Origin of the sequence: Streptomyces siamensis (assembly GCF_039543605.1) — a bacterium.
Classification (GTDB): Bacteria; Actinomycetota; Actinomycetes; order Streptomycetales; family Streptomycetaceae; genus Streptomyces; species Streptomyces siamensis.
This window is the reverse complement of the sequence record NZ_BAABKB010000030.1, coordinates 1-24895: the sequence shown is the minus strand read 5'-3', so window position 1 is coordinate 24895 and position 24895 is coordinate 1. Positions and strand designations below refer to the sequence as shown.

General features: G+C 71.2%; 24 protein-coding genes, 1 tRNA gene and 1 pseudogene. 9 read left to right on the top strand and 17 right to left on the bottom strand.

From position 1 onward, the window contains the following. Nucleotides 1–80: 80 nt before the first annotated feature. Nucleotides 81–692, bottom strand: a complete 612-nt coding sequence (locus ABEB03_RS30885; RefSeq protein ID WP_345656174.1) for a TetR/AcrR family transcriptional regulator — start codon at nucleotides 690–692, stop codon at nucleotides 81–83. A gap of 129 nt (nucleotides 693–821) precedes the next feature. Here ABEB03_RS30885 and ABEB03_RS30880 point away from each other — a divergent pair, with 129 nt between their 5' ends. From ABEB03_RS30880 to ABEB03_RS45455, 3 genes and pseudogenes are all read left to right on the top strand, one after another. Beyond that, nucleotides 822–1568: an SDR family NAD(P)-dependent oxidoreductase gene (locus ABEB03_RS30880; protein WP_345656173.1), complete on the top strand. Its 747-nt coding sequence runs from the start codon at nucleotides 822–824 to the stop codon at nucleotides 1566–1568. Nucleotides 1569–1670: 102 nt separating this feature from the next. After that, a complete protein-coding gene (locus tag ABEB03_RS30875; RefSeq protein ID WP_345656172.1) occupies nucleotides 1671–2024 on the top strand; it encodes a nuclear transport factor 2 family protein in 354 nt (117 codons plus the stop codon). 34 nt (nucleotides 2025–2058) lie between these two features. Beyond that, nucleotides 2059–2354, top strand: a pseudogene (locus tag ABEB03_RS45455) (site-specific integrase); the annotation flags it as partial. A 199-nt stretch (nucleotides 2355–2553) separates the two neighbouring features. Here the strand turns inward: ABEB03_RS45455 and ABEB03_RS30870 are convergent. Beyond that, nucleotides 2554–2635 (bottom strand) — tRNA-Tyr (locus ABEB03_RS30870). A gap of 202 nt (nucleotides 2636–2837) precedes the next feature. Here ABEB03_RS30870 and ABEB03_RS30865 point away from each other — a divergent pair. Next, nucleotides 2838–3326 carry a YajQ family cyclic di-GMP-binding protein gene (locus tag ABEB03_RS30865; protein WP_028805132.1) on the top strand — a complete coding sequence of 163 codons (489 nt, stop codon included), beginning with the start codon at nucleotides 2838–2840 and terminating at the stop codon, nucleotides 3324–3326. A 166-nt stretch (nucleotides 3327–3492) separates the two neighbouring features. Here the strand turns inward: ABEB03_RS30865 and ABEB03_RS30860 are convergent, their stop codons facing one another. Next, on the bottom strand, nucleotides 3493–3759 hold the full coding sequence (locus ABEB03_RS30860; RefSeq protein WP_345656171.1) for a GlsB/YeaQ/YmgE family stress response membrane protein: 267 nt from the start codon (nucleotides 3757–3759) through the stop codon (nucleotides 3493–3495). Nucleotides 3760–3964: 205 nt separating this feature from the next. Between ABEB03_RS30860 and ABEB03_RS30855 the strand changes: the two genes are divergently transcribed. Further along, entirely contained in the window at nucleotides 3965–5215 is a 1251-nt protein-coding gene (locus ABEB03_RS30855) for an APC family permease (RefSeq protein ID WP_345656170.1), read from the top strand. A gap of 121 nt (nucleotides 5216–5336) precedes the next feature. On the opposite strand, the gene ABEB03_RS30850 is transcribed toward ABEB03_RS30855, so the two are convergent. The 14 genes from ABEB03_RS30850 to ABEB03_RS30785 all read right to left on the bottom strand — a co-directional run bounded on the left by ABEB03_RS30850 (nucleotide 5337) and on the right by ABEB03_RS30785 (nucleotide 18659). Further along, on the bottom strand, nucleotides 5337–5903 hold the full coding sequence (locus tag ABEB03_RS30850; RefSeq protein ID WP_345656169.1) for an SMI1/KNR4 family protein: 567 nt from the start codon (nucleotides 5901–5903) through the stop codon (nucleotides 5337–5339). Between the two features lie 51 nt (nucleotides 5904–5954). Next, the gene (locus ABEB03_RS30845) at nucleotides 5955–6848 is read right to left on the bottom strand and encodes a barstar family protein (protein WP_345656168.1); all 894 of its coding nucleotides are present in this window, start codon (nucleotides 6846–6848) and stop codon (nucleotides 5955–5957) included. Between the two features lie 3 nt (nucleotides 6849–6851). Then, a complete protein-coding gene (locus ABEB03_RS30840) occupies nucleotides 6852–7244 on the bottom strand; it encodes a YccF domain-containing protein (RefSeq protein ID WP_028805136.1) in 393 nt (130 codons plus the stop codon). Next, a complete protein-coding gene (gene htpX, locus ABEB03_RS30835) occupies nucleotides 7241–8104 on the bottom strand; it encodes a zinc metalloprotease HtpX (RefSeq protein ID WP_028805137.1) in 864 nt (287 codons plus the stop codon). The genes ABEB03_RS30840 and htpX overlap by 4 nt, the downstream gene beginning before the upstream one ends. 219 nt (nucleotides 8105–8323) lie before the next feature. After that, on the bottom strand, nucleotides 8324–9823 hold the full coding sequence (locus ABEB03_RS30830) for an NADH-quinone oxidoreductase subunit N (protein ID WP_345656167.1): 1500 nt from the start codon (nucleotides 9821–9823) through the stop codon (nucleotides 8324–8326). Beyond that, the gene (locus ABEB03_RS30825; protein ID WP_345656166.1) at nucleotides 9820–11397 is read right to left on the bottom strand and encodes an NADH-quinone oxidoreductase subunit M; all 1578 of its coding nucleotides are present in this window, start codon (nucleotides 11395–11397) and stop codon (nucleotides 9820–9822) included. The genes ABEB03_RS30830 and ABEB03_RS30825 overlap by 4 nt, the downstream gene beginning before the upstream one ends. 6 nt (nucleotides 11398–11403) lie before the next feature. After that, entirely contained in the window at nucleotides 11404–13395 is a 1992-nt protein-coding gene (locus ABEB03_RS30820; protein ID WP_345656165.1) for an NADH-quinone oxidoreductase subunit 5 family protein, read from the bottom strand. Next, nucleotides 13392–13766, bottom strand: coding sequence for an NADH-quinone oxidoreductase subunit NuoK (gene nuoK, locus ABEB03_RS30815; protein WP_095936011.1), 375 nt, complete (start codon nucleotides 13764–13766; stop codon nucleotides 13392–13394). The genes ABEB03_RS30820 and nuoK overlap by 4 nt, the downstream gene beginning before the upstream one ends. Beyond that, on the bottom strand, nucleotides 13766–14428 hold the full coding sequence (locus ABEB03_RS30810; protein ID WP_345656164.1) for an NADH-quinone oxidoreductase subunit J family protein: 663 nt from the start codon (nucleotides 14426–14428) through the stop codon (nucleotides 13766–13768). The genes nuoK and ABEB03_RS30810 overlap by 1 nt, the downstream gene beginning before the upstream one ends. Beyond that, the gene (locus ABEB03_RS30805) at nucleotides 14425–15051 is read right to left on the bottom strand and encodes a NuoI/complex I 23 kDa subunit family protein (RefSeq protein WP_345656163.1); all 627 of its coding nucleotides are present in this window, start codon (nucleotides 15049–15051) and stop codon (nucleotides 14425–14427) included. The genes ABEB03_RS30810 and ABEB03_RS30805 overlap by 4 nt, the downstream gene beginning before the upstream one ends. Before the next feature lie 2 nt (nucleotides 15052–15053). Then, the gene (locus ABEB03_RS30800) at nucleotides 15054–16022 is read right to left on the bottom strand and encodes a complex I subunit 1/NuoH family protein (RefSeq protein ID WP_345656162.1); all 969 of its coding nucleotides are present in this window, start codon (nucleotides 16020–16022) and stop codon (nucleotides 15054–15056) included. Then, on the bottom strand, nucleotides 16019–17647 hold the full coding sequence (locus ABEB03_RS30795) for an NADH-quinone oxidoreductase subunit C (protein WP_345656161.1): 1629 nt from the start codon (nucleotides 17645–17647) through the stop codon (nucleotides 16019–16021). The genes ABEB03_RS30800 and ABEB03_RS30795 overlap by 4 nt, the downstream gene beginning before the upstream one ends. Further along, nucleotides 17644–18255: an NADH-quinone oxidoreductase subunit B gene (locus ABEB03_RS30790; RefSeq protein WP_345656160.1), complete on the bottom strand. Its 612-nt coding sequence runs from the start codon at nucleotides 18253–18255 to the stop codon at nucleotides 17644–17646. The genes ABEB03_RS30795 and ABEB03_RS30790 overlap by 4 nt, the downstream gene beginning before the upstream one ends. Next, nucleotides 18246–18659 (bottom strand): NADH-quinone oxidoreductase subunit A, encoded by a 414-nt coding sequence (locus ABEB03_RS30785; protein ID WP_028805147.1) that lies wholly within the window; start codon nucleotides 18657–18659, stop codon nucleotides 18246–18248. Before ABEB03_RS30785 ends, ABEB03_RS30790 begins: the two co-directional genes overlap by 10 nt. A gap of 562 nt (nucleotides 18660–19221) precedes the next feature. On the opposite strand from ABEB03_RS30785, the gene ABEB03_RS30780 reads away from it, so the two are divergent. The 4 genes from ABEB03_RS30780 to ABEB03_RS30765 form a co-directional block, all read left to right on the top strand. Next, on the top strand, nucleotides 19222–20484 hold the full coding sequence (locus ABEB03_RS30780) for a sensor histidine kinase (RefSeq protein ID WP_345656159.1): 1263 nt from the start codon (nucleotides 19222–19224) through the stop codon (nucleotides 20482–20484). Nucleotides 20485–20803: 319 nt separating this feature from the next. Further along, a complete protein-coding gene (locus ABEB03_RS30775; protein WP_345656448.1) occupies nucleotides 20804–22168 on the top strand; it encodes a sensor histidine kinase in 1365 nt (454 codons plus the stop codon). A 652-nt stretch (nucleotides 22169–22820) separates the two neighbouring features. Then, nucleotides 22821–23480, top strand: coding sequence for a response regulator transcription factor (locus tag ABEB03_RS30770; protein ID WP_306453571.1), 660 nt, complete (start codon nucleotides 22821–22823; stop codon nucleotides 23478–23480). Between the two features lie 287 nt (nucleotides 23481–23767). Then, the coding region (locus ABEB03_RS30765; RefSeq protein WP_345656158.1) for a 2-oxoacid:acceptor oxidoreductase family protein at nucleotides 23768–24895 on the top strand (1128 nt) is incomplete at its 3' end.

Sequence of the window (24895 nt, the reverse complement as noted above, 5' to 3'; positions counted from 1 at the left end):
CGCGCGTACGAGGGCGTGCATGCCCGCCGTGTTCCCCTGCCGGCACAGGTGAATCCCTGGACCTGACCGCCCGTCCCGGCTCAGTCGGCGTCTTCCGCGCCGGAGGCCGGGACGGCGCGCAGTGCAATGTCGACCGCGGCGTGCAGGGCGCGGCGGTCCGCGCCTGCGGCCGCGTGGACGGCATTGCCTTCGCTGACGACCATGACGTAGCGGGCCAGGGCGACGGGGTCGGTGTCCGCCGGCAGGTCGCCCGACGCCACCGCTTCGGCGAGGCGTACGGCCAGTGCCTGCTCGCCGGCGAGACGGCTGTCGGCGAGGAACTTGGCGATGTGGCCGTTCTCGCCGCCCTCGGCGAGGCCGCCCTGCACCGACAGGCATCCCGGCGGGCGGTCGGCGCGGGTGATCGCGTCGGCGTTGGCCCGGAGGAAGGTCTCGATGACGGCGTACGCGGTGGGCTGCGTGAGCGCCTCGCGCGCATAGGCCATGTCCGCCAGCGCATAGCGGGCGACGGCACGGCGGAACAGCTCCTCCTTGTTACCGAACGCCGCATACATGCTGGTCCGGTTGATCCCCATGGCGTCGGTGAGATCGCTCAGCGAGGCACCTTCGTATCCCTGACGCCAGAAGACCTCGATCGCGCGGTCGAGCGCCGCGTCGGCGTCGAAGCCACGAGGTCTGCCTCGTCCCGCCATCCTCACACCCCCGTCACCAGACGCCGTCAATCTTAACCGGCCGGTACGGAAATAGTCCGGGAGGGAGCGCTGTTCTTCAGTACCGAACGGTACAGAAAAAGCCCGCGATTCCTTCAAGGAGACCTGATCATGGGACAGCTCGACGGCAAGACCGCTCTCGTCACCGGTGCCACCTCCGGCATCGGCCTCGCCGCCGCACGGCGGCTCGCGGCCGAGGGCGCGCACGTCTTCCTCACCGGCCGCCGGCAGCAGGCCCTGGACGAGGCCGTCGCCTCGATCGGCGACCACGCCACCGGAGTACGCGCCGACGTCGCGAACCTCGACGACCTCGACCGGCTGTTCACGGCCATCGGCGGACGGGGAGAGCTCGACATCGTGTTCGCCAACGCCGGCGGCGGCGAGTTCGCGGCACTGCCCGACATCACCTGGAAGCACTACGCCGACACCTTCAACACCAACGTCGGCGGCACCCTGTTCACCGTGCAGAAGGCGCTGCCCCTGCTGAAGCAGGGCTCCTCCGTCATCCTGACCAGTTCCAACATCGACACCAAGGGCGCCGCGTCGTTCAGCGTCTACGCCGCAACCAAGGCCGCGCTGCGCTCGCTGACGCGCAGTTGGGCCGCCGAGCTGGTCGGCCGCGGCATCAGGGTGAACAGCATCGCGCCGGGTCCGATCGAGACGCCGGGCCTGAGCGGTCTGGCGGGCGACGCCGAAGCCGCCGAGCAGTTGCTCAAGGGCCTGGCCTCCGGGGTGCCGATGAACCGGCTCGGACGCCCCGACGAGATCGCCGAGACCGTGCTTTTCCTGGCGTCGGATGCCAGCAGCTACATGACCGGCGCCGAGATCTACGTCGACGGCGGCGCCAGCCAGATCTGACCCTCATGATCCACTGACCCCGCCACCGCGCACCGCCGCCGGGGCGCATGCCGTGACCGACCGGCTTGGCGCGCGCCCCGGCGACCACACTGTAGGAGCATCATGCACACCGTGACCGACCTGCTGGCCGCCAATCTGCACGAGGTGTTCGGCAACCGCGACCCCCACTCCCGACGCGCCGCGATCGAGCGGATCTACACCGAGAACGTCGTGTTCACCGATCCGGAGGGCGCCGTCACAGGCTGGGACGCGCTCGAGGAAAAGGCGCGCGCCCTGCTCGACAGCGTGCCGTCGTCCTTCCGCTTCACCGAGGACGGCGAGCGCTACGCCGGACCTGGCGACGGGGCTCTCGCCTGGGCGTTCGGCCCCGAAGGGGAACCCGCGGCGCGTGGCATCGACGTCATCACCGTGCGCGAGGGCAGGATCGCCACACTGCTGACACTCTTCGCCGCCTGACAGGGCGTCGTAGGGAACCGGCCGGGACCCTGTCCGTCGGGTCCGGGCGCTACTGGCAGGGGTACGTGAACAGGGCCCGCGTGGGCGGCACCTGAAAGCGTTCTTCGGGTGCCTGTACTGCGCGGCAATGCGTCCCGCAGAGGCCGCCGGACTGCGCGTGAGCCAATGCCACCCCGGAAACGGGGGGATGCTCACCCTGTGGCAAGGAGTTGTCCGGCCGGACGGAGCTGGACCGACGACGGAACGGCGCATGAGACGCGCCACCTTGAAGCCCGTGCCAAGAAGGACTCCCGCCCGGTGCCGATCCCGCCGCACTTCGTCCGTCTCCTGTGACAGTGGCACGAAGTGGAGTGATCATGCTCCCCCCTGGGGGACACCTGGGGGGACACGCATTGATCGACGGTGGGATGCGGGCGGTATGAGGTGAGACACGTCCACGCCCCGTCCACAATGGTTCGAACAGGGAGAGCAAACGCGAAACCCCCTCTGAGCAGGTAAGTAACCTGTTCAGAGGGGGTTTCTCTCAGCGTGGCGGCGCCAGGATTCGAACCTGGGAAGGCTGAGCCGGCAGATTTACAGTCTGCTCCCTTTGGCCGCTCGGGCACACCGCCGGGTTTGCTGCTGTGAGCTCCGCTTTTCGGCGGTGCTCCCTGGCAACGACGTAAACGATACCTGATGCTCGGGGATGCTTCGCCACCCAATTGATCGACGCCCGGGGGGAGGGGGGTGGCTAGGCTTATGCGGATGCGGCCGGGGACCGACTCCGGGCTCGACGGCCGCCCCTACGCACCCCGATACAAGGAGCCACAGGACATGGCCGACTCCAGTTTCGACATCGTCTCGAAGGTCGAGCGGCAGGAGGTCGACAACGCCCTCAACCAGGCCGCCAAGGAGATCTCGCAGCGCTACGACTTCAAGAACGTCGGCGCCTCCATCTCGTGGTCCGGCGAGAAGATCCTGATGGAGGCGAACTCCGAGGAGCGGGTGAAGGCCATCCTCGATGTGTTCGAGACCAAGCTGATCAAGCGGGGCATCTCGCTGAAGGCGCTGGACGCCGGTGAGCCGCAGCTCTCCGGCAAGGAGTACAAGATCTTCGCCTCCATCGAGGAGGGCATCTCCCAGGAGAACGCCAAGAAGGTGGCGAAGATCATTCGCGACGAGGGCCCCAAGGGCGTGAAGGCCCAGGTCCAGGGCGACGAGCTGCGAGTCAGCTCGAAGAGCCGTGACGACCTGCAGGCCGTTCAGGCCCTCCTCAAGGGCAAGGACTTCGACTTCGCGCTGCAGTTCGTGAACTACCGGTAGCAGTCGCCGGGCCGGCAGCGGTCGCTTGCGTCAACCGGTCTACTCGGCCGGTCCGTTGCGGCTACGGCTACGGCTACGGCTACGAGGAAGGGTGGGCACCAGGGGTGCCCACCCTTCTCGCCTGCTGGCCGCGGTCTCGGGGTGGGTACTCAGCGGGCGCGCGTCGTCAGCGTCGCGAGTCGCCGAACAGGATGCGGTAGAGGACCAGCAGGACGAGCGAGCCGCCGATCGCCGCCGCCCAGGTGGCTCCGTCGTAGAAGTGCTTGCTGATGGGGTGGTCGAGCCAGCGGGCCGAGATCCAGCCGCCGATGAACGCGCCGGCGATACCGATGACGGTCGTCCCGACGAAGCCGCCCGGGTCGCGACCCGGCAGCAGGAACTTGGCGATGGCGCCGGCCAGCAGCCCCAGAATGATCCATCCGATGATGCCCATGTCCTGAACCTGCCCTTCCGCGCTGTGTCCACGCTGTCCCGGACCTGTGAATCCGGTCGGTCCGGGGTGTGCCGTCGCTGTTCGTGTCCGGCGTGGGCTGCGCGTGTGTCGGTGCTGTCGTCCGGCGCCGTTCCTCGATGGCGCTTCGATGAACAAGACGTCACCGCGGCTCCGGTCGGTTGCGCTGATCAGTAAGGTGCGCCGCATGACTCCGTCCGATACCGAACTTCGGCGCACTCTCGGCGTCGGCGACGCCGTGGTCGTCGGGCTGGGCTCCATGGTCGGCGCGGGGATCTTCGCCGCGCTGGGACCCGCGGCGCGTGCGGCCGGGACCGGGCTCCTGCTCGGGCTCGCGGTCGCCGCCGTGGTGGCCTACTGCAACGCGATGTCCTCGGCGCGCCTCGCCGCCCTGTACCCCGCCTCGGGGGGCACGTACGTCTACGGGCGCGAACGCCTCGGCGCCTTCTGGGGGTATCTGGCGGGCTGGTCGTTCGTCGTCGGCAAGACGGCCTCCTGTGCGGCGATGGCGCTCACCGTGGGCGCGTACGTCTGGCCGGAGCAGGCGCACGCGGTGGCGGTCGCGGCCGTGGTGGCGCTGACCGCGGTGAACTACGGCGGCGTTCAGAAGTCGGCCTGTCTGACGCGGGTGATCGTGGCGGTGGTGCTGGCGGTCCTCGCTTGCGTGGTGGTCGTCTGTCTGGGCTCGGACGCCTCGGACGCCGGGCGGCTGGACGTCGGTGTCTCGACCGGAGCGGGCGGGGTGCTCCAGGCGGCCGGGCTGCTGTTCTTCGCGTTCGCCGGGTACGCGCGGATCGCGACCCTCGGCGAGGAGGTGCGGGATCCTGCGCGCACCATCCCGCGGGCCATTCCGCTGGCGCTGGGGATCGCGCTGGTGGTGTACGTGATGGTGGCGGTGGCCGTCCTTTCCGTGCTGGGGCCGGCCGGGCTCGGCCGTGCTTCGGCACCGCTCGCCGACGCGGTCCGCGCGGCCGGTGCGCCCGGGTTCGTGCCGGTGGTGCGGGTGGGGGCCGCCGTGGCGGCGCTGGGGTCGCTGCTCGCCCTGATCCTGGGGGTGTCGCGGACGACGCTGGCGATGGCCCGCGACCGCCATCTGCCGGGTGCTCTGGCCGCCGTGCATCCACGCTTCCAGGTGCCGCACCGGGCGGAACTGGCCGTGGGCGCGGTGGTGGCCGCGCTGGCCGCGACGGTGGACGTGCGGGGCGCGATCGGGTTCTCCTCCTTCGGTGTGCTGGCCTACTACGCGGTGGCCAATGCATCGGCCTGGACGCTGAGTTCAGGCCCCTTGCGGCGGGTCGTGCCGGTGGTGGGTGTGATCGGGTGTGCGACGCTCGCGTTCGCCCTGCCCGTGGTGTCGGTGGTGGTGGGCGCGGCCGTGGTGGGGGCGGGCGCGGTGGCGTACGGCGTGCGGCGGTGGGTGGCGTCGCGGTCGTCGTGACGGCGGCCCGCGGTCGGATGGCAGCGTGCGGTGTCCCGGTGGTCGTGACAGCGGCCCGCGATCGCACGTCGGCTCCGGGGGCTGATCCGGCGGCTCTGGGCCTCGGCCTCGGCCTCGCGGGCTAGGAGGCCTGGGCCGTCGCGGTGCGTATGCGGAAGTCCGGCCAAAGGGCCAGGTCCGCGCCGTCGTTGGCCTCCTCGTACCAGCCCGTGCCGTCGAGCCAGGTGCGCAGCCAGGTCGTGAGGTCGGGTGCGTCGACGAACCAGGCTTCCTCGGCCATGTCGCCGTTCGGCTCGAAGAGCAGGACCGGGCCCCTGGGGTCGTGGCAGTCCACGCACGCGTACATGCCGCAGCCCCAGTGGGATATCGGCAGGATGCCCTCCGGCCACGGCCAGTCGGGGTCCTTGCGGGCGCTCTTGCGGTTGGCGAGGTACTGCGGGACGGCTGCCGGCTCACCCGACGGAGGGCCGTCGAGCAGGGGCAGCAGGCCGTAGGACGGGCCGAATCCGCCGTCTCCTATCCGCAGATACAGCGCGGCGAGCAGGGGCGGCAGCGGGAAGCCCAGGGTGGCCTCGGCGCGGGCGACCGCGGCCCGGTCCACGGGCGCGGGGAGCGAAGGCCAGCCCCACGGCCGGGTGTTGCGGGCCTCGGAGGAGACCCGTGCCAGCAACTGCTCGATTTCGGTCATGGGTTCATGATGCAGCGCGCCACTGACAATCGGGCAGCCTGTGGAAAACCCTCAGACGGGCCGGACGTCGACGGCTCTTCCGGCGAGGTAGGTGAGGAGTTCTTCGAAGTCGGCCGGGCGTCGGCCAGAGGGTGGCATGGCGTCCCGGTGGCCGCGGGCGGCACCGAGACGGGCTCGGGCGACGTCCGCGTCGTGCCAGACGAGCGTGAACGGCCAGGCGGTGCCCCAGCCGCCGCGCAGGCATTCGTCGAGGGTGTCGAGGTCCCGCCCGAAGTAGCCGCCGGGGCCGTTCACGGCTTCGCCGAGCGCGCAGAAGAAGCCGTGCTCGTCGGTGACGTGGCGGCCGTCGAGGTGATGGGTGGTCCCGGCGGGTGTGTCCGGCTGCCCGGCGGTGCGGTTCACCGCGGCGGTGCGGAGCCAGAAGGCGCGGCCCTCGGGCCCGCAGCAGGCCCAGACGTTGGCTGTCGTCGGGCGGCCCTGCCACCACAGGTCCCAGACCTCGGACGCCGCGCTCGGCGGTCGCTCCGACCAGGGGTCGAGGGTGAGGTCCACGAGGCCGGGGCCGTGTGCGGAGGGCATCCATGCGGTGAGTTCGCCCTCGACGGCGGTCTGGACGGTGCGGCCGTGCACGTCGAGGCGCACCAGCTGCGCGTGGCCCAGGTCTTCCTCGCCCGCGTTCAGAGCCCTTTGGAGGGCTCCGTGAGGAGCGCAGCCGAGCAGCCGCAGAGGTGGCTCCGGCGGTTCGGGCTGCCGCCCGTACAGGAGTTCGTCGGGTGACGCGCGGTCGTGCGGTTCTCGCACATCGTGCGCGGGCGGGGCGTCGAACAGGCCCTCGCAGTCGGCGCACCGGGCCCAGGTCTCCTCATGGGAGTCCGTGCCGCCGAGTGCGGCCGCCGTGTCGTACGACAGCAGCAGGTACCTCGGCGGCCCCTCCCCCGCGCCCATGCGCTAGCGCGACGCGAACGGCTGGTCCGTGCGCACGATTTCGCGTCCCAGGGGGAGCAGCGAGACCGGGATGAGCTTGAAGTTGGCGATGCCGAACGGGATGCCGATGATCGTGATGCACAGCAGCACACCCGTGACGATGTGGGCCAGGGCGAGCCACCAGCCCGCCAGGACCAGCCACAGGACGTTGCCGATGCAGGAGGGGGCACCCGCGTCGCGGCGCTCCACCGTCGTATAGCCGAACGGCCACAGCGCGTAGATGCCGATGCGGAAGGCCGCTATGCCGAACGGGATGCCGATGATGGTGATGCACAGGATCACCCCCGCGGCCAGGTAGCCGAGGAACAGCCAGAAGCCGCTCAGGACGAGCCAAATGACGTTCAGAATTGTCTTCACTGCTGGCGACCTGCCATCTGCTCGAGACGGGCGATGCGCTCCGCCATCGGCGGGTGCGTGGAGAACATCTTCGACATTCCCTGGCCCGGACGGAAGGGATTGGCGATCATCATGTGGCTGGCGGTCTCGATCCGCGGCTCCGGGGGCAGCGGCAACTGCTTGGTCCCGGCGTCGAGCTTGCGCAGCGCGCTCGCGAGGGCGAGGGGGTCACCGGTGATGTGGGCGCCGGAGGCGTCGGCCTCGTACTCCCTGGAGCGGCTGATGGCGAGCTGGATGAGGGACGCCGCGAGCGGGCCGAGGATCATGATCAGCAGCAGGCCGAGGATGCCCGGGCCGTCGTCGTCGTTGGACCGGCCGATCGGGATGAGCCAGGCGAAGTTGACCAGGAACATGATCACGGACGCGAGGGCGCCGGCGACGGACGAGATCAGGATGTCGCGGTTGTAGACGTGGCTGAGTTCGTGGCCGATGACTCCGCGCAGCTCGCGCTCGTCCAGGATGCGCAGGATGCCTTCGGTGCAGCACACCGCGGCGTTGCGCGGGTTGCGGCCCGTCGCAAAGGCGTTCGGTGCCTCCGTCGGGGAGATGTACAGGCGCGGCATGGGCTGGCGGGCCTGGGTGGAGAGCTCGCGGACGATGCGGTACAGCGCCGGAGCCTCGAATTCGCTGACCGGACGGGCGCGCATCGCGCGTAGAGCCAGTTTGTCGCTGTTCCAGTACGCGTACGCGTTCGTGCCGATGGCGACGAACAGCGCGACGACGAGGCCGGTACGCCCGAAGAAACTGCCGATGACGATGATGAGTGCGGACAGTCCCCCGAGGAGTACGGCGGTCCTGAGCCCGTTGTGCCGGCGGTGCACGGTACGCCCTCCAAGTGGTGCGGCAGGGGAACCCTTTGCTTGCTGATGCTGCTTCCACTCTTCAGTGGACCCTCCCGTACTGGTCAACGCCAGACGGGGAGCACTAGTTCCCTTGTGCGCGCACCGTCGCGCGTGGGCCGTCCGGGTGATGGCGGACGGCGGCCACGCGTGCGCGTGTGCGGTGCCAGGTGCCCGTACCCGTGCCTGTGGCCGTGCCGGTCAGAAGAGCCCGGTCGCTGAGAACCTCAGGACCAGCTGGGGTGCACCGGACAGCGCGATGCCGAGTACGGCCGTCAGGGCGAGCGCGGCCGTGAGCGGGGCCGGCACACGGTGCTCGACCGGCTCGCCCTCGGGGGCACGGAAGAGCAGCGTCGTCCACTGGAGGTAGTAGAAGAGCGCGATCACGACGTTGACGGCCATGACCACGGCCAGCCAGCCGAGACCGGCGTCGACGGCCGCCGAGAACACGGTGACCTTGGCGAAGAGGCCGATGATGCCCGGGGGCAGTCCTGCGAGGCAGAGCAGGAAGAAGCCCAGGAGCAGGGCCGACAGGGGGCTCTGCGCGTACAGGCCCCGGTAGTCGCTGATGCGGTTCAGGCGGCTTCTGCGGCCGACGACGGCGGCCACGGCGAAGGCGCCCAGGTTCACGGCGGCGTACATGAGGGCGTAGGCGACGGTGGAGCCGATGGCCTTCTCGGCGTCCTTGGAGTAGGCGGCGGCCGCGATCGGCACCAGGAGGTAGCCGGCCTGGCCGACCGAGGACCAGGCGAGCAGGCGTACCGCGCTGTACGCGCGCGTGGCCTGCTGCCGCAGGGCTCCGACGTTGCCCACCGTCATGGTGAGGGCGGCGAGTGCGGCCAGGGCCGGGCCCCAGACGTCCGCGTAGGACGGGAAGGCGACGACGGTGACGAGGATCAGCCCGGAGAAGCCGACCGCCTTGCCGACGACCGAGAGGTAGGCGGCGATCGGCAGGGGCGCTCCCACGTAGGTGTCGGGCACCCAGAAGTGGAAGGGCACGGCCGCCGTCTTGAAGGCGAAGCCGACGAGGGTGAGGACGACGCCGGTCTGGGCGAGGGTGTCGAACTGCCCGTCGACCTTCTGGATCTTGTCGGCGATCCGGGTGAGGTAGAGGGTGCCGGTCGTCGCGTAGACGAAGCTGATGCCCATCAGGCTCACGGCGGTCGCGGTGACCGAGGACAGGAAGAACTTCAGGGCCGCTTCGGAGGACTTCCTGTCGCCGTACTTGATGCCGACGAGCGCGAAGGCGGGCAGCGAGGCGACCTCCAGGGCGACGATGAGGGTCGCGAGGTCGCGGGAGGCGGGCAGCAGGGCGGCACCGGCGGCCGAGGAGAGCAGCAGGAACCAGTACTCCCCCTCGGGGAGTTCCCGGTCGGCGTCCTTGATGGCCGTGACCGACAGCAGGGCCGCCAGGAGTGCGCCGCCGAGGACGAGGAACTGGATGACGAGGGTGAACCGGTCCGCCGTGTAGCTGCAGACGTTGGCGTCGCCGGTCAGGCAGAAGGTGGCGCGGTCGCCGTCCAGGAGGGGCAGCAGCATCAGCGCGGACGCGGCGAGGCCCGCCACCGACACCCAGCCGAGGACGGCTTTCCTGGCGTCGCCGATGAACAGGTCGGCGACGAGCACGACGAGTCCGACGACCGCGGCGAGGGTGGGCGGCGCGATGGCGAGCCAGTCGACGGACTGGACCAGGGAGCTCATCGGGTGCCTCCTGCGAGGAGCTGCTGGACGGCCGGGTCGGTGAGGCCGAGGAGGGCCCTGGGCCACAGGCCGGCGACGACGGTGAGGGCGACGAGCGGCGTCCAGGCGGCGAACTCGTAGCTCTGGACGTCGGCGAGCTTCGGGCTGCCCGGCTGCGGGGTGGCGCCCATGCAGACACGGCGTACGACGACCAGCATGTACGCGGCGGTGAGCAGGGTGCCGAACGCTGCGATCGCCATGAAGGTGAGATACGCGGGGCGGCTGAGGTCGTCGGCGGGATCGAACGCGCCGAACAGCGCCAGCATCTCGCCCCAGAACCCGGCGAGGCCCGGCAGTCCGAGCGAGGCGACGGCGGCGAAGGCGAGGAGTCCGCCGAGGCGGGGCGCCTTGCCGTACAGCGCGGCGCCGGTCTCCTCGGCGAGGGTGTCGAGGTCGGTGGTGCCCGTGCGGTCCTTCAGCGCCCCGACGAGGAAGAAGAGGAGGCCGGTGATGAGGCCGTGCGCGATGTTGGCGAACAGCGCGCCGTTCACCCCGGTCGGGGTCATGGTCGCGATGCCGAGCAGGACGAAGCCCATGTGGCCGACGGACGAGTACGCGATGAGCCGCTTGAGGTCGCCCTTCGCGCCCTGTTTGGCGAGGGCCAGGCAGGCCAGCGATCCGTAGATGATCCCGACCACGGCGAAGGCCGCGAGGTACGGCGCGAAGGTGTGCATGCCGTCCGGCGCGATCGGCAGCAGGATCCGGACGAATCCGTACGTACCCATCTTGAGCAGGACGCCGGCCAGCAGGACCGAGCCGACGGTCGGCGCGGCGGTGTGCGCGTCCGGCAGCCAGCTGTGCAGCGGCCACATCGGCGTCTTGACCGCGAGCCCGATCCCGATCGCCAGAACGGCGACGACCTGCACGGATGTGGTCAGCGACCGGCCGTTGTCAGTGGCGAGTGCCACCATGTCGAATGTGCCCGCCTTGATCCCGATCAGGAGCAGGCCCAGCAGCATGACGACCGAACCGAGCAGCGTATAGAGGATGAACTTCCAGGCCGCGGCCTGGCGCTCCGCACCGCCCCACCGGGCGATGAGGAAGTACATCGGGATGAGCACCGTCTCGAAGGCGAGGAAGAACAGCAGCAGGTCGAGGACGGCGAAGGTCGCGAGGGTGCCGGACTCGAGGACGAGCAGCAGCGCGACGAAGGCCTTCGGGGTCGGGCCCGCGGGCATCTTGAAGTAGCTGTACAGCGCGCACAGGAAGGTCAGCAGCGCGGTCAGGACCAGAAGGGGGAGGGAAATGCCGTCGACACCGAGGTGGATGCGCACGTCGAGTGCGGGGATCCAGCTGATGTCCGTCGTGGCCTGCATCTTCGACGGCTGGTCGTGGTCGAAGCCGAGCGCGAGGACGATCGCCGCGATGAGCACGGCGCCGGTGACGGTCACCCCGTGCCGCAGCACGGCCTGGCCGGGCGACTTCCCCTTCAGCCCGGGCGGGGCGGGCAGAAAAGCCGCCGCGGCCCCGATGAGCGGGCCGACGACGATGAACGCGAGAAGGATCTGCATCACGGATTCACTGATATCGATCACGCCTGCTCACGCTCCCGTGGCGACGAGGAGGGCGGCGACCACCAGGACGACGGTGCCGGCGAGCAGCGCGCTCACATAGGTCTGCACATTGCCGGTCTGGGCGCGGCGTACGGCCGCGCCCAGCCAGCGGGGTAGGGCCGCCGCACCGCGTACGTAGGTGTCGACGACCTCGCGGTCGAGGAAGCGGACGAGCGAGGCCCCGGCCCGGACCGGCCGGACGAAGAGCGCCGAGTACACGGCGTCGAGGTGGAAGCCGACGGCCGCGTGGCGGTGCAGCGGGCCGAGCAGCAGCCGGCCCGGGTCCGCCGGGTCGGGCGCGTAGGCCACGTCACCGAACGCGGACGCGTGCAGTGCGATGGCCTCGGCCTCAACCGTCCCCGCGTCGGCGTCCGGGTGGGCCACGACGGCACCGAGGGGCACACGCACCGCCATCGCGGTGGTGTGCCGCCAGGCGCCGTAGGTGACCAGTCCGCCGACGAGGGCGAGTCCTGTTCCGAGGACGGAGGTGGTGAGGACCGGTGTCAGATCGCGGCCGTCGAACCAGTCGGGCAGCGCGCCGTAGGCCAGACCGAAGACGAGCGACGGGACGGCGAGCACCCACAGCACGACGGTCATGCTGAGCGGCTGCCTGCCGTGGTCGGGGGCCTCGGCGCCCTGCCCGCGGAAGGCCAGCAGCCACAGTCGGGTGGCGTATGCGGCGGTGAGCACGGCGGTGATCAGCCCGGAGACGAGGACGATCCAGCCCGCGGCACCCGGGGCGTGCTCGGTGTGACCGGTGGCGACGTGCTCGGCGGCGCCGAGGACGGCCTCCTTGGAGAAGAAGCCGCTGAACGGCGGGATCGCGGCGAGCGCGAGCAGCGCCACGGTCATCGTCCAGTAGGCGTCCGGGACGCGGTGGCGCAGGTCCTTCATGCGGGACATGACGGCCAGCGAGTTGGTGCCGGAGGCGTGGATGATCACGCCGGCGGCGAGGAACAGCAGGGCCTTGAAGGCGCCGTGGGCCATGAGGTGGAACACGGCGGCGTCGCGGTCGCCGACGGCGAGGGCACCGGTCATGTAGCCGAGCTGGCCGATCGTCGAGTAGGCGAGGACGCGCTTGATGTCGTCCTGGGCGAGCGCGGCGAGCGCCGAACCGGCCATCGTGACGGCGGCCATGACGGCGAGGACGACCATCGCGGCCGCGGAGGCCTGGAAGACGGGAAGGAGCCGGGCGATGAAGTAGACACCGGCGGCGACCATCGTCGCGGCGTGGATGAGCGCGGAGACGGGCGTGGGGCCCGCCATCGCGTCGGGAAGCCAGGTGTGCAGCGGGAACTGCGCCGACTTGCCCGCCACACCGGCGAGGAGCAGCAGGGCGACCAGCGTCGGATGGTGCAGTCCGCCGCTCGCGACCGTGCCGAGGACCGTGGTGATGCGGAAGGACCCGGCGTCGGTGGCGAGGGCGAACAGGCCGATGAGGAAGGGGACGTCGCCGAGCTTGGTGACCAGGAAGGCCTTGATGGAGGCGGCTCGGGCCTCGGGGGTCTCCCAGTAGTGGCCGACCAGGAAGTAGGAGCAGATGCCCATGATCTCCCAGCCGACCAGCAGCACCATCAGGTCGCCGGAGTAGACGACGAGCAGCATCGCGGAGGTGAACAGGGAGACGAGAGCGGCGTACGAGGGGTAGCGCGGGTCGTCGCGCAGGTAGCCCGTCGAGTAGATCTGCACGCAGGAGGCGACGACGCCGACGAGTACGGCGACGAGGGCGGCGAAGCCGTCGATGTGCAGGGCGAGTTCGATGGGGACGGAGCCGGTCGGGGTGAGTTCGGTGTGCGAGTCGATGGCCGGACCGCCGCCTTGGCGTACGGCGACGAGGACGGCGAGGACGAGCGAGGTGAGGGACGGCAGCACTGCGAGGGGACGCACGAAGCCGGGGGCCGTGCGGCCGAGGAGCAGTCCGGCCGCGGCGCCCAGGAACGGAAGGAGGGGGACGAGGACGGCGAGGGTGGTCGTGGTCACGCGGTGGCCTCAGCCTTCTCGTCTGCCGTGACGGTGGCCTCGTCGGGGCCGTGCGGCTCGGCGCTGTCGCGGAGCTTGTCGATGTCCGAGGTGCCGCGGCCCCGGTACACGGCGAGGACGATCGCCAGACCGATGCCGATCTCGGCGGCCGCGATGGCGATGGTGAACAGGGTCAGGGCCTGGCCGGAGTGCAGGGTGTCCCGCGCGGCCCTGGAGAGCCAGACGTCGAAGGCGACGAGGTTCAGGTTGACGGCGTTGAGCATCAGCTCGACGGACATCAGGACCAGGATCGCGTTGCGGCGCGCGAGGACTCCGTACAGGCCCGTGCAGAACAGGAGGGCGGAGAGCACGGCGGGATAGGCGAGGTGCATCAGCGGGTCCCTTCCTTGTCGCTCCGGCCGTCCGGGACGTTCCGCGCGCCGGGGACGGTGCGGGCGCCCGGGGTGGGCGCCGCGTCCGCCTTCGCCTTGCGCGACAGGACGATCGCGCCGACCAGGGCGGCGAGCAGGAGCACGGAGAGCGCCTCGAAGGGAAGGACCCAGCTCTGGAAGAGGCTCGCGCCCGTCACCTCGGTGGATCCGGCGGGGGCACCGCCCAGGTCGACCCAGGTCGTGCGGAACGCGTCGACGACGACCCAGACCAGGGCTGCCGCCGCGGCGACGGCCACGGTCAGGGCGGCCCAGCGGTTGCCGGAGTCGGCGTCCGGGGAACGGCCGATGGGCGCCTTGGTGAGCATCAGTCCGAACAGGAGGAGGACGACGACGGAACCGACGTAGATGAGGACCTGCACCCAGGCGATGAACTCGGCGGTGAGCAGGAGGTACTCGACGGCGAGACCGCCGAGCGTCACCACGAGCCACAGCGCGGCGTGCACCAGCTGTTTGGTGGTGACGGTGACGAGTGCGGCGCCGAAGGTGACCAGGCCGACCAGGAGGAAGGCGATCTCGACGCCGGTCGGGGAGAGGAAGCCGTGGCTCTGGGCGGCTGCGGTGGTGGCCCGCGCCGTCGCGGCCGTGGCTGCTGCGAGGCTCACGACTCACCGTCCTGCTGCGCGGGGCGTTCGGGGGTGTCCGCGGACGGCGGCTCGGCCGGGGCGGGGGCCGCGGTCTCGGCCTGCGCGGCGGCCTCCTCGGCGGCGAGCTTGTCGGCGGCCTTGCGGGCGGCGGCGATCTCCTTCGGCTCCTCCGCGCTCGGATCGAGGGCGGGCGGGGCCGGGACGGTCCACATCCACTCGCGGAGCTTGTCGCGCTCGTGGGTGAGTTCGTGGATGTCGGTCTCCGCGTACTCGAACTCCGGGGACCAGAACAGCGCGTCGAAAGGACAGACCTCGATGCAGATGCCGCAGTACATGCACAGGGAGAAGTCGATGGCGAAGCGGTCGAGGACGTTGCGGCTGCGCTCACGGCCGCCGGGAGCCGCGGGCGGGACCGTCTCCTTGTGGGAGTCGATGTAGATGCACCAGTCGGGGCACTCGCGGGCGCACAGCATGCAGACCGTGCAGTTCTCCTCGAAGAGGCCGATGACGCCGCGGGTGCGGGGCGGGAGTTCGGGCTGGGCGTCCGGGTACTGCGCGGTGACGGTTTTCTTCGTCATCGTGCGGAGGGTGACGGCCAGGCCCTTGGCGAGGCCGGAGCCGGGGATCGACAGGCGGGACATGGTTAGGAGATCACCACCTTGACGATGCCGGTGAGGGCGATCTGGGCGAGGGAGAGGGGCACGAGGAGGGTCCAGGAGAACTTCTGCAGCTGGTCCTCGCGCATGCGGGGGTAGGTGACGCGCAGCCAGATCACGACGAAGGCGAGCAGCGCGGTCTTCAGCAGGGTCCAGACCCAGCCGAGACCGTCCGCGCCCCAGGGGCCGTGCCAGCCGCCCAGGAACAGGACGGTGGTCAGCCCGCACAGCACGACGATCCCGGCGTACTCGGCGAGGAGGAAGAGAGCGAAACGCAGACCCGTGTACTCGGTGTACGCGCCGAAGATGATCTCGGAGTCGGCGACGGGCATGTCGAAGGGCGGGCGCTGGAGTTCGGCGAGCCCGGCCACGAAGAACACGATCGCGCCGACGATCTGCCAGGGCAGCCACCACCACTCGAAGGCGTCGACGATGCCCGGCAGGGAGACGGTGCCGGCCGCCATCGCGACGGAGGCGGCGGTCAGCAGCATCGGGAGTTCGTAGGCGAGGAGCTGCGCGGCGGTGCGGAGGCCGCCGAGGAGGGAGAACTTGTTGGCCGAGGCCCAGCCCGCCATGAGTGAGCCGAGGACTCCGACGCCCATCACGGCGAGCACGAAGAAGATGCCCGCGTCGACGGCCTCGCCGACCGCGCCCTCGCCCGGGCCGATGGGGATGGCGAGCAGGACGAGGAGGTACGGGAGAAGGGCGACGGCAGGGGCGAGTTGGAAGATACGCCGGTCCGCTCCCGTCGGGACGACGTCCTCCTTCTGCGCGAACTTCACGCCGTCCGCCACCAGCTGGGCCCAGCCGTGGAAGCCGCCCGCGTACATCGGGCCGAGGCGGCCCTGCATGTGGGCCATCACCTTGTGCTCGGTCTGACCGACGATCAGAGGGAAGGTCAGGAACACGACGAAGACGACGAGGAGTCGGAGGGCGACGTCGAGAGCGTCGTTCACGGCGTGCCTCCGGAAGGGTCGTCGGGGTCGAGGTCGGGGTCTGTGCCGGTGTCAGTGCCGGTACCGGGTGCTGCGGCGGGTGCCGTGTCCGGTGCGGTCCGGGGTTCCGGGGCCGCGTCGGACTCGGGGGTCGTGTCGGGCTCCGGCGCGGGGTCCGGCTCAGGTGCCGCGTCAGGCGCCGCGTCGGGCTCGGGGGCAGCCTCGGGGGCCGGTTTCGCCTCGGGCTCGGGCTCGGGCCCGGCTGTCGGCGCGGGCCGGGGCGCCGCATCAGGCTCGGTGGCGTCGGCAGGGGTTGTCGTCGGCTCCGGCTCGGGGGCGTTCGCGAGGTCCGGGGCCGACTTCGCCTCGGGCTCCGGTTTCGGCTCGGACTCCGGCTTCGGTTTCCGTTCCGGTTCCTCGTCGAAGGCGGGGCGGGCGTGGTGCCAGGGTGCGTCCGAGCTGCGCGACGCGGTGGGCCTCGCCGCTGCGGCGGGAGTCGTGGGTGAGGCGGGCGGCGTCGGCGCCTCGGGGGTGGCCGGTTCGGAGGCCGGCGCTTCGGGGGTGGGCGGGGCGGCCGGAGCCGTCGCCTCGGCGGAGGGCGCCGGCCCGGTGGCATCCGGGGTTCCGGCGTCCCGGGTTCCGGCGTCCGGGGTTCCGGCGTCGCGGGTTCCGGCAGCGTCCCGGGTTCCGGCGTCGCGCTGCGAGGCGGAGCCCTGGCTCGCGCTGCGGGCCCGACGCGGCCCGGCAGGTGCGCCGGCCCGCTCAGAGGTACCCGGCGGCTCCGGAGCCGCCGGTCGATCCGGCGCGGACGCCTGGGCCGGTGCGGACGCCTGGTCCGAGGTGGGCGCGGGGGTTTCGGCGCGCTGTGAAGCGGAGCCCTGGCTCGCGCTGCGGGCGCGCCGGGGGGCAGCCGGCGTCTCCGCTGCAGCGGCAGCGGCAGCAGCAGCAGCGCCGGCCGTAGCCGTACCGGTTCCCGCGGCGGTCTGGCTCGCCGAGCCCTCCCCCGCGGTACGGGCCCTGCGTACGGGGCGGTCGCCGGCGGCGCGGGCTGCGCCCCGGGCCGGGCGGGCCGGGGCCGGCGGGAGCTGACCCTTGAGGGGGCCCCACTCGTTGGGGTCGGGGACGCCGGGCGGAAGCATCTGGCGGCGCTTCGGACCGCCGTGTTCCGATTCGCCGGGCTCCTTCGCGCCGGGCCAGGCCTTGGCGACGCGGGCGGCCAGGACGAAGTCCTTGCGCAGGGGATGGCCCTCGAAGCCCTCGGGCAGGAGGAGCGGGTCGAGGCCGGGGTGGCCCTCGAAGGTCACGCCGAACATCTCGTGAGTCTCGCGCTCGTGCCAGGCGGCACCCGCGTACACGGCGACGGCGGAGGGGAGGGTGGCGGCGGCGTGCGGCACGGTCGTACGGACCAGCAGGCGGCGCACCGGGGACAGCGCCACGACATGTGCCGAGACGCGGAAGCCGGTGCCGGGTTCGTCGACGGCGCTCAGCCAGTCGAAGAAGGTGCAGCCCAGCGTGGTCCGGGCGGTCTCGAGGGCGGCGAGCCATGCGGTGGGGGGCACGTCGACCGTCAGGACGTCGTACGACTCGTCGGCCGTGGCCTCCGGGCCGAAGAGGTCCTCGACGGGGGCGGTGAGCCAGCCGGTCACTTGTCGCCCTCCCCCGGGTTCGTGGCGGGCGGCTGCACCAGGCCGCTCTGGAGCGCGGCGGCGGAGGGACGGTCCGCCGCGGAGCCGTAGCGCTCGCCGAGCGATTCGCGGGCGATCTTCTCCTGGAGCTTGAGGATGCCCTGGAGGAGCGCCTCGGGACGCGGCGGGCAGCCGGGGACGTAGACGTCCACCGGGATGATCTGGTCGACGCCCTTGGTGACGGAGTACGAGTCCCAGTAGGGGCCGCCGCAGTTGGAGCAGGCGCCGAAGGAGATGACGTATTTGGGTTCGGGCATCTGCTCATACAGGCGCTTCACGGCCGGGGCCATCTTGTCCGTCACTGTGCCGGACACGACCATCAGGTCGGCCTGGCGCGGACCCGGCGCGAAGGGGATCACGCCGAGGCGGATGAAGTCGTGGCGGGCCATGGACGCGGCGATGAACTCGATCGCGCAGCAGGCGAGGCCGAAGTTGAAGACCCACAGCGAGTAGCGGCGGCCCCAGTTCAGGACGACCTTCATCGGCTCGGGCGCAAGGCGGGCGAGCGCGCCCAGCCGCTTGGGCTCGGGAAGCAGCACGGGCTCGGGGGTGGAGGGGGTCACGTCCATGCCAGGACGCCCTTCTTGTATGCGTACAGCAGGCCGACGGCGAGGAAGCCGAGGAAGATGAACATCTCGACGAGCGTCGCGGCGCCGTAGCCGGGCGCGGCGAAGACCGTCGCCCAGGGGAAGAGGAAGATCGAGTCGACGGCGAAGATGACGTAGAGGAACGCGTAGACGTAGTAGCGGACCTGGGTGTGGGCCCAGCCCTCGCCGACGGGGTCGACACCGCACTCGTAGGTCAGGAGTTTCTCCGGGGTGGGGACCACGGGCCGCAGCAGGCGGCCCGCCCCGAACGCGACGGCGACGAAGAGCACGCCCACGACGGCGAGCAGTCCGACCACCGAGTAGGACTGGAAGTAGTCCGCCGCGACGACGGCCCCGGTCGCCGTGACTACGGTCGGTTCCGGCACGTCAGCCCCTCGCTCCCTGACCTTGTTGCGCCCCGTCGTGCGCCCGTCGCGCACTCTGTGATGCGCCTTGTTCGACGATCTGTACGGACGGGAGTCTAGGGCCTGCTAAAGAGACCGTAAGCAGCCCGTCACGCGCGGACCACCCCGGACGGGCAGGACCGGGCCAGGAGACGGTCCCGTCCCGGTCACGGTCCCGGTCCCCGTCCCCCTCCCCGTCCCGGTCACGGTCACGGTCACGGTCACGGTCACGGTCCCAGTCTCGTCCTGGGACGCGGACCGTCCACGGACTGGCGGACAGCCCACGAACTGGAGGCGGGCCGGTCCCTTGACGCCGAGGCGGAGGCGGGCCGGTCCCTTGACGCCGAGGCGGAGACGGACCGGTCCCTTGACGCGGGGACGTCCAGGTCGGGGTCCGGGTCCGGATCCCGGAAAGAGCCCGAGGAGACAGGGGGGCGTACTCAGAGCTCGCGGGCCCCGGCATGACGGGGGTGGGGTTTTCCCCCGTGCATCGGGGCGGCCCACCTCATGGCGCCGCGGCTCGCCGCCGGGCACGCTTGCGGATATGACCGAACGCATCACGCTCACCGGCCCGCCGGGAAGAGCCTCCGGGGCTGTGCCGGGCGGCCCGCCGGGCACAGCGGACGACGGCCCGTCCGGCGGACGTCCCGACGGCGACGCCCTGCCTCCCGCACGCCTCGCCTACGACCCGCAGACGTGGCGGGAGATCGCGTATCTCCTGGTCAACCTGCCGGTCGCGCTCGTCGGTTTCGTCTACGTCGTGACGCTGATGTCCACGGGTGCGGGGCTCGCCGTGACGGTCGTCGGACTGCCCCTGCTCGCGGTCGGGCTGAGGGGTGCTCGTCAGCTGGGCAAGGCGGAGCGAGCGCGGGCCCGGGCGCTGCTCGGGCTGCGGATCGACGAGCCCAGCCCGCTGCCGGTGCGCCGGACCGGCTTCTTCGGCTGGCTGTGGTCGAGCCTGAAGGACCCGGTGGGCTGGCGGACGGTGCTGTACGACTTCATCCGGCTGCCGTGGGGCGTCGTCACCTTCACGGTGACGCTCACGGGGCTGTTCGTGCTGTGGCCGGTACTGCCGTTCGTCGCGCGGGCGCTGACGAACGTGGACCGGGCCCTGGTGCGCGGGCTGCTGTCGCCGTCCGACGAGCTGGAGCGGCGGATCGCCGAACTGGAGTCCGACCGGGGGGTCGTGGTCGACACCGCGGCGGCGGACCTGCGCCGCATCGAGCGCGACCTGCACGACGGGGCACAGGCGCGGCTGGTGAACCTGGCGATGGGGCTGGGCCTGGCCAAGGAGAAGCTGCTGGAGGACCCCGACGCGGCGGCGGCCATGGTCGACGAGGCGCACGGCGAGGTGAAGCTCGCGCTGCAGGAACTGCGCGACCTCGCCCGCGGCATCCACCCCGCGGTCCTCACCGACCGCGGCCTGGACGCGGCGCTGTCCGCGGTCGCCTCCCGCTGCACGGTGCCGGTGAAGGTGACGGCCGAGCTGGAGACACGGCCGGCGGCGGCCATCGAGGGCATCGCCTACTTCACGGTCTCCGAGCTGCTGCAGAACGTGAGCAAGCACAGCGGGGCGCGGTCCGCGTCGGTCGACGTGTGGCGGGCGGACGACCGGCTGCTCATACAGGTGTGGGACGACGGCCGCGGCGGGGCCAGTCTCGACGGCGGTACGGGGATGGCGGGCCTCGCGGACCGGCTCGGCGCGGTCGACGGGCTGTTCGTCATCGAGTCGCCGGTCGGCGGTCCTACCGTCGTCACGGCGGAACTGCCGTGGCGGGACCGGCGCGACGACGACGCCGTCCGCTGAGCCACCGAGCACCGGCGTCGCCCCCCACGTGTCCTGCCGTGCCACGGGGAACGCGTACGGCACGACGCCCCGCATGTCTGTGCGGGGCGTCGTGCCGTACGGGTGTGCGGGGCGTCCGTGCCGTACATGCGGGGCGTCCGCGCCGTACAGACGTGCGGGGCGTCCGTGCCGTACGGACGTGCGGGGCGTCGTACCGGGCGAGGTAGGGAAAACCCCCGTCCCAAGACGCCGACGCGCTCCATGGTCCGGGGAGGCCGTGAGCAGCAGAGTTGAGACACCAGCCGACGAGCGGGTCGAGACGAGCAGAACGGACGGGGCGATGGCCACGGAGTCCACGGAGTACGGACAGGGATACGGGTACCGCGGCGGGCCCGGTTCCCGGGGGACGGATGCCGGTGAGCGACGGCGTCGGCTCCCGACCGCGCTGCGGGCGCCGGTCGAGGCCCGCAGCTGGCGGGAGCTCGGCTACGTGATGCTGAGCCTGCCGCTCGGGATCATCATGTTCACGTTCGCCGTCACGATGGTCTCGCTCGGGGCCGGCCTGCTGGTCACCTTTCTGGGGATCCCGGTGCTCGCCGCCGGTCTCGCCGGCTGCCGCGGCTTCGGCGCGCTGGAGCGGGCGCGGGCGCGCGGGCTGCTCGGCGCCGAGGTGGCCGAGCCGGAGCCGCTGCGTATGAAGAAGCGGGGAGCGGGCGCGTGGATGGGCGCCATGCTCAAGAGCGGCACGTCGTGGCGGCACCTGCTGTACACGGTGATCCAGTTCCCGTGGTCGGTGTTCTCCTTCGTGGTGGCGGTCGCCTTCTGGTCGTACGGCTGGCTGATGCTGACCTATCCGCTGTGGTTCTGGCTCTTCCCGATGTACGGGGGGCAGGGCGGGCTCCAGCTGTACGGCGACGGCACGCACTCCGTCTACCTCGACAACCCGTTCGAGATAGCGGTGACCGCGGTCGTGGGGCTGCTCTTCACGATGGCCACGCCGTGGATCGTGCGGGCGCTGACGACGGTGGACCGGCTGATGGTGCACGGGCTGCTCGGTCCGTCACGGCTGGCGACGCGTGTGGTGGAGCTGGAGTCTGACCGCGGGGTGGTCGTGGACGCGGCGGCGGCGGACCTGCGCCGCATCGAGCGCGATCTGCACGACGGGGCGCAGGCCCGGCTGGTCGCTCTGGCGATGGACCTGGGCCTGGCCAAGGAGAAGCTGACGGAGGACCCGCAGGCCGCGGCGCGGATGGTGGACGAGGCGCACGGCGAGGTGAAGACCGCGTTGCAGGAGCTGCGTGACCTGGCCCGCGGCATCCACCCCGCGGTCCTCACCGACCGGGGTCTGGACGCGGCGCTGTCCGCGGTCGCCTCCCGCTGCACCGTTCCGGTGCAGGTCGAGGTCGATCTGCCGGCGCGGCCCGCCCCCGCGATCGAGGGGATCGCCTACTTCACCGTCTCCGAGCTGCTGCAGAACATCAGCAAGCACTCCCGGGCCACGCGCGCCACGGTGGACGTGTGGCGGGTGGAGAACCGGCTGATGCTCCAGGTCACCGACAACGGTATGGGCGGGGCCGACGTCTCCGCCGGGTCGGGGCTCGCGGGGCTCGCGGAGCGGCTCGACGCCGTGGACGGGATCCTGGTGGTGGACTCACCCGCGGCCGGGCCGACCCGGGTCACGGCGGAGCTGCCCTGGCGCGGCTGACCGGCCGTTTCTTTCCTGGGCCGCGTGACGCCTGTCCGGTGGGCGTCTCGCCGTCTGTCCGGTGGGTGGGTCGGGTCCGTGCCGGTGATCCGCCCGTTGCAGCCCTTGTGCGGAGCGGTACTGGTAGGACCTCGGTGAGTGCGTGGCGCCGTCCGCAACGGGCATTTGATTCACCGGCACGGCCCCTTCCGTGAGAGGGCGGGTGCGGGCAGTGGTGGGTTGCGGCGGCAGGCAAGGGGCCGGCCGGGTGCCCGGGGCCACCGCACGGACCCTTCCGTGAGAGGGCGGGTGCGGGCAGTGGTGGGTTGCGGCGGCAAGCGAGGGGCCCGCCGGGTGCCCGGGGGCCACCGCACGGCCCCTTCCCGTGCAGGGGCGGGTTGCCGTGAAGTGGTGGCCCGGGACGGGCCGGAAATCGGCGCTCCGGCGGGGCGCCCAGTGATCGTTATCGGTCGTGTGGCGGCCGAAACCCGAAGTCATGCCTCCCTAATCCCGTTGCCCGGGCGCAGGCCGGTCCGAATGCTGGAATGCTGGGGTCTGTCGTACGAGCGGGGACGAACCCGGCACGGGCCGGGAGCGGACCCCGGACGGTCCGGGACACCCTCGGTCCGGTCCGGGGACGGGCTCTGGGGGGCCGAGAATCGTGGAGGACAGGGTGCGGGTGGTCATCGCCGAGGATTCAGTGCTGCTCAGGGAGGGCCTGACCCGGTTGTTGACGGACCGCGGGCATGACGTCGTGGCCGGCGTCGGCGACGGCGAGGCGCTGATCAAGACCATCACCGAGTTCGCGGCGCAGGACGCGCTGCCGGACGTCGTCGTGGCCGATGTGCGGATGCCGCCGACGCACACCGACGAGGGGGTCAGGGCCGCGGTGCAGCTGCGCAAGGCGCATCCCGGCCTCGGTGTGCTCGTGCTGTCGCAGTACGTGGAGGAGCAGTACGCCACCGAACTGCTGGCCGGTTCCAGCCGTGGGGTCGGCTATCTGCTCAAGGACCGCGTGGCCGAGGTGCGGGAGTTCGTGGACGCCGTGGTGCGGGTGGCCCAGGGGGGCACCGCGCTCGATCCGGAGGTCGTGGCGCAGCTGCTCGGGCGCAGCCGCAAGCAGGACGTGCTGGCCGGGCTCACGCCCCGGGAACGGGAGGTCCTGGGGCTGATGGCCGAGGGGCGGACGAACTCGGCGATCGCACGGCAGCTGGTGGTCAGCGACGGAGCCGTCGAGAAGCACGTCAGCAACATCTTCCTGAAGCTGGGACTGTCGCCGAGTGACGGGGATCACCGGCGTGTTCTCGCGGTGCTCACCTACCTGAACTCATGACGGGCTGACACTGTGTCAGTTATGGGGCGAGGCTCGGCGCAGCACGGGCCCCGTCGCACGAAAAGCCCACAACAAGCCCAGAACCGACGGACGAGCCGGGAGCGTCATCCAGGAAAGAACCCGGGGGGCGGGTAAATCATGACAAGTCAGGGTGCCGGGCCGTCTCAGATTGATGTCCATCATGTGAATGGCCACGGGAAGGCGACCCTTACCGACGTAGGGTTGAAAAGGGGAAGGTCTGCGGGAAGGCCGCTCCCCGACAGCCGCCTCGAAGGAGGTCCAGTTCAGTGACGAGCCAGGTCAGTAGCCCAGCGGAGCATGCCGATGGAGCCGTCGTAGGGGAACAGCGCAAACCGGCCGGGACGAAGGACGTCCGCCGGCTGGACCGGGTGATCATCCGGTTCGCGGGGGACTCCGGTGACGGTATGCAGCTCACCGGCGACCGCTTCACCTCCGAGACCGCTTCCTTCGGCAACGACCTCTCGACCCTGCCGAACTTCCCCGCCGAGATCCGCGCGCCCGCAGGCACCCTGCCGGGCGTTTCGTCGTTCCAGCTGCATTTCGCGGACCACGACATCCTCACGCCGGGTGACGCGCCGAACGTGCTGGTCGCGATGAATCCGGCCGCCCTGAAGGCGAACATCGGGGACGTGCCGCGCGGCGCGGAGATCATCGTCAACACGGACGAGTTCACCAAGCGGGCGATGACGAAGGTCGGCTACGCGAACAGCCCGCTGGAGGACGGCTCCCTGGACGGCTTCAACGTCCACCCGGTGCCGCTGACCACGCTCACGGTCGAGGCGCTCAGGGAGTTCGAGCTCTCGCGCAAGGAGGCCGAGCGCTCGAAGAACATGTTCGCGCTGGGTCTGCTGTCGTGGATGTACCACCGGCCGACCGAGGGGACCGAGAAGTTCCTGCAGAGCAAGTTCGCGAAGAAGCCGGACATCGCCGCCGCGAACATCGCCGCCTTCCGAGCCGGCTGGAACTTCGGCGAGACCACCGAGGACTTCGCCGTCTCCTACGAGGTGGCACCGGCCGCGAAGACGTTCCCGACCGGCACCTACCGCAACATCTCGGGGAACCTGGCGCTCTCGTACGGCCTCGTCGCAGCCTCGCAGCAGGCCGACCTGCCGCTGTACCTCGGCTCGTACCCGATCACGCCTGCCTCCGACATCCTGCACGAGCTGAGCAAGCACAAGAACTTCGGCGTCCGCACCTTCCAGGCCGAGGACGAGATCGCGGGCATCGGCGCGGCCCTGGGCGCCGCGTTCGGCGGTTCGCTCGCCGTCACCACGACCTCGGGGCCGGGTGTGGCGCTGAAGTCGGAGACGATCGGTCTGGCGGTGTCGCTCGAACTGCCGCTGCTGGTCGTCGACATCCAGCGCGGCGGCCCCTCCACCGGCCTGCCCACCAAG

Excerpts from the sequence above, each read along its gene's own strand:
- ABEB03_RS30865 (WP_028805132.1), top strand. The coding sequence starts at position 2,838 with ATGGCCGACTCCAGTTTCGACATCGTCTCGAAGGTCGAGCGGCAGGAG.
- ABEB03_RS30830 (WP_345656167.1), bottom strand. The coding sequence starts at position 9,823 with ATGAGCTCCCTGGTCCAGTCCGTCGACTGGCTCGCCATCGCGCCGCCC.
- ABEB03_RS30850 (WP_345656169.1), bottom strand. The coding sequence starts at position 5,903 with ATGACCGAAATCGAGCAGTTGCTGGCACGGGTCTCCTCCGAGGCCCGC.
- ABEB03_RS30775 (WP_345656448.1), top strand. The coding sequence starts at position 20,804 with ATGGCCACGGAGTCCACGGAGTACGGACAGGGATACGGGTACCGCGGC.
- ABEB03_RS30780 (WP_345656159.1), top strand. The coding sequence starts at position 19,222 with ATGACCGAACGCATCACGCTCACCGGCCCGCCGGGAAGAGCCTCCGGG.
- ABEB03_RS30875 (WP_345656172.1), top strand. The coding sequence starts at position 1,671 with ATGCACACCGTGACCGACCTGCTGGCCGCCAATCTGCACGAGGTGTTC.
- nuoK (WP_095936011.1), bottom strand. The coding sequence starts at position 13,766 with ATGCACCTCGCCTATCCCGCCGTGCTCTCCGCCCTCCTGTTCTGCACG.
- ABEB03_RS30885 (WP_345656174.1), bottom strand. The coding sequence starts at position 692 with ATGGCGGGACGAGGCAGACCTCGTGGCTTCGACGCCGACGCGGCGCTC.
- ABEB03_RS30860 (WP_345656171.1), bottom strand. The coding sequence starts at position 3,759 with ATGGGCATCATCGGATGGATCATTCTGGGGCTGCTGGCCGGCGCCATC.
- ABEB03_RS30790 (WP_345656160.1), bottom strand. The coding sequence starts at position 18,255 with ATGGACGTGACCCCCTCCACCCCCGAGCCCGTGCTGCTTCCCGAGCCC.
- ABEB03_RS30855 (WP_345656170.1), top strand. The coding sequence starts at position 3,965 with ATGACTCCGTCCGATACCGAACTTCGGCGCACTCTCGGCGTCGGCGAC.
- ABEB03_RS30845 (WP_345656168.1), bottom strand. The coding sequence starts at position 6,848 with ATGGGCGCGGGGGAGGGGCCGCCGAGGTACCTGCTGCTGTCGTACGAC.
- ABEB03_RS30880 (WP_345656173.1), top strand. The coding sequence starts at position 822 with ATGGGACAGCTCGACGGCAAGACCGCTCTCGTCACCGGTGCCACCTCC.
- ABEB03_RS30805 (WP_345656163.1), bottom strand. The coding sequence starts at position 15,051 with ATGTCCCGCCTGTCGATCCCCGGCTCCGGCCTCGCCAAGGGCCTGGCC.